4 protein-coding genes are annotated in these 6,865 nt (G+C 73.4%); 2 read left to right on the forward strand and 2 right to left on the reverse strand.

The genetic code is table 11. The annotated features are described in order from the left end of the window. Positions 1-441: 441 nt before the first annotated feature. Complete coding sequence (locus ABD54_RS24545) at positions 442-2,253, forward strand: UvrD-helicase domain-containing protein (RefSeq protein ID WP_047871912.1); 1,812 nt, start codon at positions 442-444, stop codon at positions 2,251-2,253. A gap of 59 nt (positions 2,254-2,312) precedes the next feature. On the opposite strand, the gene ABD54_RS24550 is transcribed toward ABD54_RS24545, so the two are convergent. Continuing rightward, on the reverse strand, positions 2,313-3,836 hold the full coding sequence (locus ABD54_RS24550; protein WP_047871913.1) for a DUF6114 domain-containing protein: 1,524 nt from the start codon (positions 3,834-3,836) through the stop codon (positions 2,313-2,315). Between the two features lie 4 nt (positions 3,837-3,840). Continuing rightward, complete coding sequence (locus ABD54_RS24555; protein WP_047871914.1) at positions 3,841-4,506, reverse strand: DUF6230 family protein; 666 nt, start codon at positions 4,504-4,506, stop codon at positions 3,841-3,843. A gap of 367 nt (positions 4,507-4,873) precedes the next feature. Between ABD54_RS24555 and ABD54_RS24560 the strand changes: the two genes are divergently transcribed. Next, positions 4,874-6,655, forward strand: a complete 1,782-nt coding sequence (locus ABD54_RS24560) for a GMC oxidoreductase (protein WP_394324552.1) — start codon at positions 4,874-4,876, stop codon at positions 6,653-6,655. The last annotated feature ends 210 nt before the right edge of the window (positions 6,656-6,865 follow it).

A 6,865-nucleotide genomic window follows, 5' to 3' on the forward strand; every position in this document is an offset into this window, starting at 1 on the left:
GTTTTCGGCCCCGCCCTCCATGGGTGATCGGGGTGCCCTCATACTGCCCCTCGACCCCACGCGGAACAGGCACTCCTCCGGTGCCGGACCCCAACGTCGAGGGGTTTTCGGACAGATACCTAAACCCCGTTTCGGACTCAGCATCCGGCCGGAGAACCGCAGGTCACGGGAACCTCCCCGGGCCGCCCCGGGAAATCTTCGCACACCCATCGAACACACCTCCGCAAATACCGTCCTGAACAGGCAAAACGCGAGAGCCCCGACATCTCCCGAACCTGACGGGAAACGCGCCGGGAGCGGCGTTTGCCGGAATTCCGTGGCGAGCATCCTTCCTTCGGGAGCCGCGACCACACAGGCCGTTCTCCCAGGCCAGACCATCCGCTCCGACCTCCCCGAGCACCACAGACACCACCTTGGTCGAAGACCGGAGGAAACCACGACGTGTCCGCCCTCGCGATCGCCCCGACGTTTCTCAACGACTTCACCCGCCTCACGCCCGACGTCCAGCTCAACACCCTGGCAGTGATGCGCGCCTGCCAGATCGGCGAGGAGCCCGACCTGGAGTCCGTCGCGGGCGCCGCCGACCCGGGCGTCCGGGTCGTCAGCATCGCCCCCGACTGGTCCGGCGTCGTCGTCCCCGACGCCGGGGGCCGCGGCCGGACCGGTGACGGCGGTCCCGCCGACGGCACCCGCTACCGCCTGGTCACCGTGCGCCCGCGCGACGAGGCCCTGCGCTTCGCGCGCGACCTGCGTCCCGAGGCGCCGACCGGGATCGACCCCGCCGAGGCCGACCCCGCGCCCAGCGGCCCGCCCGAACTGGCGGGGGCCCTGAGGGCCCCCTTCGAGCAGTGGCAGCTGACCCTGCACCCCGACCAGCACCGGATCACCGAGGCGCACTACAACGGGTCCACGCAGGTCACCGGCGGCCCGGGGACCGGCAAGACCGTGATCGCGCTGCACCGCGCCGCCTACCTGGCCGAGCGCGACGCCGCCGCCCGCCCCGAGGACACCCGCGAGTCGGTGCTCCTGACCACCTACAACCGGGCGCTGGCGCAGTCCCTGGCCGAGCGGCTGGACCAGCTCCTGCCAGATCCCGGAGTGCGCGCCCGCGTGCGTGTGGCCACCGTCGACAGCCTCGCCCGCTCGGCCGTGCAGACCCACACCAGCGTGGCGCCCCGCATGGTCGGCAAGGACGAGCTGGCCCGGCGCTGGCGCGCGGTGGCGGTGGCAGACGGCCTGCCCTTCTCCGGCCGCTTCCTGGTGGACGAGTGGGAGCAGGTCATCCTCGCCAAGGGCCTGGAGCTGCTGCCCGACTACATCCGCTGCGAGCGCAGCGGGCGGGTGCAGCACCTGGCTCCCGAGCACCGCCGCCAGGTGTGGGAGACCGTGCGGCGCTACGTCGGCGCCATGAGGGTGGAGGGGATGTGGTCCTACCCCCAACTGGCCGCCGAGGCCGCGCGGATCCTGGGCCGCCGTGAGCCGCTGTTCCGGCACGCCGTGGTCGACGAGGCCCAGGACCTGCACCCGGCGCAGTGGCGGATGCTGCGCGCCGCCGTCCCGGAGGGGCCGGACGACCTGTTCATCGTCGGCGACCCGCACCAGCGGGTGTCCGACAACCGGGTGTCGCTGGCCTCGCTCGGCATCAACGTGCGCGGGCGCGGCCAGCGGCTGCGGGTGAGCTACCGGGTGACCCAGGAGATCCTGGACTGGAGCACGCCGATCCTGGACCGCCGCGCGGCCCTGGGCATGGACGACAACGCCGACACCCTGGCCGGGTACCGCTCGCTGCTGCGCGGTCCGGCGCCGGTGGTGCGCGGCTGCGGGGACCGCGCCGAGGAGCTCACCGCGCTGGGCGACCGGGTGCGGGTGTGGCTGGAGGCCGGGGTCGACCCGGCGGAGATCGCCGTGGCCGGGCGCAACCAGTGGGTGGTGCGCGACATCGCCAAGGAGCTGGAGGCCAGGGGCGTCCGCACCGCCCAGTTGGAGGACAGCGGCGCCGCCGAGGCGGTGCGCGTGGGGACGATGCACCGGCTCAAGGGCCAGGAGTTCCGGTGCGTGGCGCTGATCGGCGTCAGTGACCACCTGCTGCCGCCCAAGGCCGCCATCGAGGCCGCCGACGGCGACCAGGTGGCGCTGGAGCACGCCTTCCAGCAGGAGCGGACGCTGCTGTTCGTGGCCTGCACCCGTGCCCGCGACGCGCTGTACGTGTCGCACGTGGGCAGGGCCAGCCGTCTGATCGGCCCCGGTCTGTGACGGCGCGGGGGCGGGGCGGCGCGGAGACGCCGCACCCGCCCCCGTGTGCGGCGGCGCGGTCAGGCGCCGCCGTAGCGGCCGTTGAGGTCGGGGATGTCCATGACTTCGGTGCTGGCCAGCGGGTCGTCCACGTCCACGTCGGTGACGATCATGTACGGCAGCAGCAGCGGGGGCGGGAAGTCCGGCGTGAAGGTGAGCGGGATCCCCAGGACGCGCACGTGCATGCGGGTGATGTGCATCTGGACGGAACCGTCCATGACCATGGTGGGCAGGCCCAGGCTCATCCGGGTTCCGGCGTCCTCGAACCACAGCTCGGCGTTGACGAAGTCGGCCCGGCTCATGGTCAGCCGGATGTACCTGCGGGGCCCGTCGGGGGTGGGGCACTCCACCACGCCGTCGTAGCGGGCGCCGCTCATCGTCAGCCGGTCGGCGGTCAGGCCGGAGGCGCGGACCGAGCCGCTGGAGCAGTCGTAGGCGTCCTCCACCGGAACCTCGGGCAGCTCGCCCTCGTCCCGGGCCGCCCGGCAGGCGCGGACGGCTTCCAGGAACTCCTCCTCGGACCCGGCCGGGGCGGACTCACCGGTGCCCGTCTCGCACTCGTCCGGGTTCGCCTCCCGGTCCGGCCCGTCCTGCTCCGGAGCCTCCCCGGGCTCCTCTTCCCCGGGCTCCTCGTCCTCGGGCCGTTCGTCCGCACCGCCCCCCTCGCCCGCGCCGGGCCCGGTGCCCGGTTGCGTGGGCGGGCCGGTGGGACTCGCCGAGGGCTCGTCAGAGGGGGAGGGTGAAGGCGAGGGCCGCGCCTCCTCGTCGCCCGGGGGCAGGAACCAGTCCCAGGGCCAGTCGGCGGGCGCGGCGGCGCTGGCCAGGGTCACGGACAGTGCCAGGGGCAGGGCGAGCGCGGCCAGCGGCCGGGACGGAGGCGGGGGTTCGCCGACGGCCCCGCCGGGTGTCGCGGGACGGGCGCCGCTGTCGGGAAGGGGCCCCGCAACACCCGCTTCGGGCACGGTCTCGGCGGGGACGGCGGGGACGGCGGGGACGGCTGCCGGAGGTTCCTCCACGACCGCGCGCCCACCGGCCTCGTCGGTCGCTTCGGGGCCTCGGGGGTCGGCGGCCCCGGAAACGCCCGTGTCGGGTGTCGCGGGACCGGCGGCGCCGCCGCCCGCGGCACGGCGGCCTCCCCGGACGCGCCTTCGGCGGCGGTCCACGTGGGGCGCCCACGCGAAGACGAGGGAACCGCCGACGATGCCGAGCAGCATCCCGACGACGAAACCGCCGAAGTTGGAGGTCACGAAGGACACCAGGCCGAGCATGAGCCCGACCACCCCGAAGAAGAGGTGCTGCGCGGGCTGGAACCAGCTCAGCGCTCCCAGGGTGATCAGCAGCACCGCGATGAGCGGGCCCGACACACCGGCGACACCGGTGTAGGCGATCAGGTCGATGGGCAGGATCAGGCTCTGCGCGGCAGGCGCGACCAGCAGCTCGACTCCGGCGGCGACGAGGAGGAGCCCGCCCCAGAACGGGCGTCCGCGCCGCCAGTGGCGCAGGCGAGCCCGGCCACCGCGGAGCAGGGTCAGTGCGTGGGCCACGGGATCAGAAGCACTCGTGTTCGCCGGGCCGCACGGCCAGGCTCAGACCGGACAGTTTCAGGGACCCGGAGGTGACCGCCCATGTGGTCAACCGCATGTCGGAGACGGTGATGCTCTGGGACTGGAGGCCGAAACCGCCCGCCGGCCCCTGGCCGCCCTCGGCCCTGTCCAGCGTGCTGGCGTCGCGGCCGATCTCGATGGAGCCGAACTCGGCGTCGCCCTGGAGCTGCTCGATGTCCAGGACGAGGTTGGTGCCCTCGACCGGGGTGGACTCGCCCGCGGTGATGACGAGGGTGGCCCGGCCGATGGGCAGGTCCCACAGGGAGGACATGCACAGGTCGGTCAGCTCGGCTGAGCCGACCGAGGACAGGCCGACCGGGCGGGAGGAGCCGTCGACCGATGTGGCGGCGTCGCCGTACTGGGTGAAGCCGGTGCCGACGAGCTGGTCGGCGGACATCTTGAAACTGTCACCGGACACCGCGAAGGAGGCGGCGAGCAGGCCCTGTGTGGTCATGCCTCCGAGGACCGCGGCGGCCGCGAGCCCGGGAACGGCCAGGAGGGCGAACCTGCGCCAGCGCGTTCCGCCAACGGCTTCGTGCGGCTCATGCGCGTCCTGAGGCGCCTCGGAAGCCTCGGAAGCCTCGGACGCCTCGCCGGAAGCCTTGGGCATGAGTACCTCCAGTGTTCCGCCGCCCGTGAGCGGCGAGGGGGAGCCGAACTTGCGCCGAGGCACGCCACGTGTGTTACATGGAACACACCCTACTCGGCGGTAGTGACGAACATTACAATAGTTGTTGTCACATTTCTAGATGGCGCATTCAATGTTGCGGGCCCTTATCCGGCGCACTACGGGAGACCGCGACTGACCTGGAGAGAGACCCACCGTGCCCCCAGAGCGCAGCACAGACCCCACCGTCACCACCAGCTCCTCCGCCCCCACCTCCCGAGCCGCCGCCGAAACCACGACCGGAACCAGGGCCGAGACCGGGTCCCGGGCCGGTGAACGCGCCGACCGCTTCGACTACGACGTCCTGGTCGTGGGCTCGGGGTTCGGCGGTTCGGTGAGCGCCCTGCGCCTCACCGAGAAGGGCTACCGCGTCGGCGTCCTGGAGGCGGGACGCCGCTTCACGCCCCAGACGCTGCCCTCCTCGTCCTGGGACGTCCGCAACTTCCTGTGGGCGCCCAAGCTCGGCGTGTACGGCATCCAGCGCATCCACCTGCTGCGCGACGTGGTGATCCTGGCGGGCGCCGGCGTCGGCGGCGGTTCCCTCAACTACGCCAACACGCTGTACCAGCCGCTGGACCCGTTCTTCGAGGACCCGCAGTGGCGGCACATCACCGACTGGAAGTCGGAGCTGGCGCCGTTCTACGACCAGGCCCGCCGCATGCTCGGTGTGCGCGCCAACCCCACCGTCACCCCCTCCGACGTGCACATGAAGGCGGTCGCCGAGGACATGGGCGTGGGGCACACCTTCCGCCCCACCCCGGTGGGCGTGTGCTTCGGCGACGGACGGGACGGCGACGGCGCCAGGGCCGAGCCCGGCGCGTCCGTGGGCGACCCCTACTTCGGCGGCGCGGGCCCCGAACGGCGGGCCTGCACGGAGTGCGGGGAGTGCATGACCGGATGCCGCCACGGCGCCAAGAACGCCCTGACCGAGAACTACCTGTACTTCGCCGAGCGCGACGGAGCCGAGGTGCACCCGCTGACCACCGTCGAGCGGCTGCGCGAACTGCCGGACGGGGGCTTCGCCGTCGACACCGTCAGGACCGACGCGCCCCGGCGGCGGTCGCACGCCCGCACGTTCACCGCCCGCCAGGTGGTCGTGGCCGCCGGGACCTACAACACCCAGACACTGCTGCACCGCATGCGCGACTCGGGCGCGCTGCCCCGTCTGTCGGCGAGGCTGGGCGCGCTCACCCGCACCAACTCCGAGGCGCTCGTCGGCGCGATGACCCGCCGGGTCCGGCCGCAGGAGGACCTGACCCGGGGCGTGGCCATCACGTCCTCGATCCACCCGGACGAGAACACCCACATCGAACCGGTCCGCTACGGCAAGGGCTCCAACGCGATGGCGCTGCTCACCGCGATGCAGGTGCCCGGCGGCGGGCGGATCCCGCGCTGGCTGAGGTTCCTGGGCCTGGCGGCGCGCCACCCCGTGGTGTTCGCCCGCAGCCTCTCCGCACGCCGCTGGTCGGAGCGGACCATCATCGGCCTGGTGATGCAGTCGCTGGACAACTCGCTGACGACGTCGGTGCGGCGGGGGCCGCTGGGCGGAAGGAGGCTGACCTCCCGGCAGGGCCACGGCGAGCCGAACCCGACGTGGATCCCGGCCGGGCAGGAGGCGGCCACCCGGCTGGCCGAGCGCATCGACGGCTTTCCCGGGGGCACGGTGGGCGACGTGTTCAACGTCCCGATGACCGCGCACTTCCTGGGCGGCTGCCCGATCGGCGACAGCGCGGAGACCGGCGTCATCGACCCCTACCACCGGTTGTACGGCCACCCGGGCGTCCACGTGGTGGACGGCTCGGCGGTCACCGCGAACCTGGGGGTGAACCCGTCGCTGACCATCACCGCGCAGGCCGAGCGCGCGATGTCCATGTGGCCCAACAGGGGCGAGGAGGACTCCCGGCCGGAGCAGGGCGAGCGGTACCGGCGGGTCGGGCCGGTGCTCCCGGCGTCCCCGGCGGTCCCGGCCGGGGCCTTCGCCGAACTGCGGTTCACCGTCCCGCTCCCGCTCACGGTGGTCGGCTCGCAATCGCCGTCGGAGGACGCGGTGATGGACGCGGAGCCGCCGTCAGCGGACGCGGCGGTGGACTAGGAATCGCCGTCGGGGGCGCGGTGACCGTCGGCGAGACGGCCGGGGCCGCCGGGGAAGACGCGCGAACTTGAGGCCGGTGTCCCGGGCCGGGTCGTCCACAGGCACGGCGGACGTCCCGGTGGCGTCCGGGCAAGCGGTCTGGGCTGGATCCCGGGGGTGCCGCGTGCCGCTCCCGGGCGGGCGCTCCGGCCCCGAGTCCCAGTGTCCCCC

Origin of the sequence: Nocardiopsis sp. RV163, assembly GCF_001029525.1 — a bacterium.
GTDB classification, from domain to species: domain Bacteria; phylum Actinomycetota; class Actinomycetes; order Streptosporangiales; family Streptosporangiaceae; genus Nocardiopsis; species Nocardiopsis dassonvillei.

Coding starts and splice junctions, on each gene's coding strand:
- ABD54_RS24555 (WP_047871914.1), bottom strand. CDS start 4,506: ATGCCCAAGGCTTCCGGCGAGGCGTCCGAGGCTTCCGAGGCTTCCGAG.